The sequence below is a fragment of the Tolypothrix sp. VBCCA 56010 genome (genome assembly GCF_050875635.1).
GTDB lineage: Bacteria > Cyanobacteriota > Cyanobacteriia > Cyanobacteriales > Nostocaceae > Hassallia.
In genome coordinates, this window is record NZ_JBPAOH010000312.1 from 1 (window position 1) to 2426 (window position 2426).

The 2426-nt window shown below is 45.1% G+C and carries 1 protein-coding gene; it reads right to left on the reverse strand.

Going from position 1 to position 2426, the window contains the following annotated elements; all coding sequences use genetic code 11:
* Positions 1-41: 41 nt before the first annotated feature.
* Positions 42-1826: a group II intron reverse transcriptase/maturase gene (ltrA, locus tag AABK37_RS41070; protein ID WP_432557123.1), complete on the reverse strand. Its 1785-nt coding sequence runs from the start codon at positions 1824-1826 to the stop codon at positions 42-44.
* Positions 1827-2426: the final 600 nt, after the last annotated feature.

The window sequence follows — 2426 nt, forward strand, 5'->3', positions numbered from 1 at the left end:
ACACTTTCGCGTCACACGGCTCCTCAATGGTTTGGTGCTTGTCACGCATACCTCATTACCCATTTGTCCTCGACTCTTTCGAGTCTTTTGGTGGGCTTAGGCTTGGCACTGTTACAGCCAGATTGGTTGCCGAAACTGCCATCATTGGCGGTCTTTGTATCATGGCAATGTCTATGCAAAAGTTGAAGATTTTTGTATTCATCCTTTCCACCTTTTGATTTTGGGATGATATGGTCAACTTCCATTACATCGTCTTCACGGAAAAACAATTCGCAATGGGTACATTTCCCTTTTTGCTTTTTCAGGAGTGTTGCCACTCTAAATGGCATTTCCGGGTTTTTACCCATTCTTGTACTCCAATAAACCAGATTTCCGTCGTATGGTGACGATTCGCCTTTGACTTTCACATGACGAACTATTGGAGTTTCGGCATGGTTTAATAACCGAAGTGGGGTTAAACCCTCCTTCAAGGTTGCGAATACCCAGTTGTCACCGCCTATGGATTGCCAATATTTCTTTGACACCCATTCCCCGTTTTTTCTAGGGTGGCGGCGTTTTGCCCAAGCGATTAACTTTTGGTACGTGAGGTCATCGATGTCCGTGTAAGCTACATTACTTACAACAGTCGCATAGTAATTAGCCCATCCCCTAATGATTGGGTTTAAATGGCTAATTAGCGCCGCTTGCGGTGCTGCCTTATGATTTTCGATAACACTTGAAATTTGTTCGTAATGTACCTTTTGCTTCTGCTTGCTTGGGGTGATGATTGTTTTAAAACCCTGCCTTGAGTGATACTTTCCTGTTGGAAATTGTTGTATCGTGAAACCAAGAAAGTTAAATCCTGGTTTTTCTTTCTCGTACTGTGTGAGAGTATGAGCGAGTCTCGTTTTACTGGGTTTTAGTTCCAAACCCATGCCTTTTAACCATTCAGAGATAATCTCTTTACATCTTTGGACTATGGTTATGTTTTCGTGGAGAATCACGAAATCATCGGCATACCGAATCAGGCTAAGGCTTCTACGGTTGTCCCGTTTACCATGACCACTTCGAGTAGGCAGAGTTTCTGCATACTGTTTGATTCGTTCTTCCATTCCATGTAGGGCTATATTTGCTAGTAACGGAGAAATTACCCCGCCCTGTGGCGTTCCCTCAGATGTCTCGAAGTGCTGCATTTTGTCCATCACTCCCGCTTTTAACCATGCTCGAACTTGTCGGCGGATGGTGGGAAATGTATTTAATTTTCTAAGCAGTGCTTCATGGTTGATGCGGTCAAAACATTTTGATATGTCGGCATCTAACACAAATTTAGGTTTTAACCTAATTGCGCTAAATATAGCCTCTATCGCATCTTGGCATGAGCGTCCAGGTCTGAACCCATATGAGTTAGGTTCAAATCGCGCTTCCCATTCTGGCTCTAATGCCATTTTGACCAGCGCTTGCAAGGCTCGGTCTTTCATTGTAGGTATGCCCAAAGGTCGCTTCTCTTCTGTCCCCGGTTTGGGAATCCATACTCTCCGGGTAGGGCTAACTTTGGAACCCAGTTTCATTGAACTTATTAGGTCAAGACGTTGCTTTGGGGTCAAGCTTTTTTGCCCGTCCACACCTGCCGTCTTTTTTCCTTGGTTATCCTGGGTAACTCTACGAACCGATAAAGCTCTTGCTGACCAAGACTTCATCAACGTTTTTTGGAGTCTGCGGAATGCTTTCACATCACCACGCTGAGAGGCTCGATAAATTCTCTTTTGGAGCTTATACACGCTACGCTCTAGCTTGCGCCAGTTAATCTCGTGCCATTCTACCATCAGTTGAGACTGTGTTTTAGACATTTATACTCACTACTTGAGACTTTATCTTCCAAATCACCGTAAGTCTGTCTGCATATCCTGGGAATTACCCCAGACGTTCGCTTCTGACTCAATCTCACCTATCCGCTGCTTGCGGTTAGCACCTGCTCAGGTATTCGACCACCTGAGAGCAAACGAAAGGTTATCTCGTTCCGAATGACCATACTATGTACCTTTAGTGTGATACTTTTCGCCGGGTTTATTGGAAGTGCTTGTTGGTCAAAAACTGACTTGCCAACTCCTTATCCTGTGCCTTTTGGCTCCAGCGCATTTAGCCTTATTTCGCTGGTTCCCAGTAACGACGATTCAAACGCATCTTCAAGCCGAGGCTTTACTCATGGGTACTTTGCTCGATGCTTACCGACTTAGGCTGTCAGTAATAACACCTTTTCACCCCGCTTCAGGCGTTGAGGACTAGTCGCAAACCTGGGGGTGATGCTTTCACCGCTGCACCTGCGGGGTAGGATTTGAGAATTTGATGACTCTCACCTACATGGTCATTCAGTTGTCAAGGTTCTGTACCTTGCGGCTAATCCTCCAAGTCCATGTGGGCTTTAGTTTCTAGCCAACGATTCGCACCAA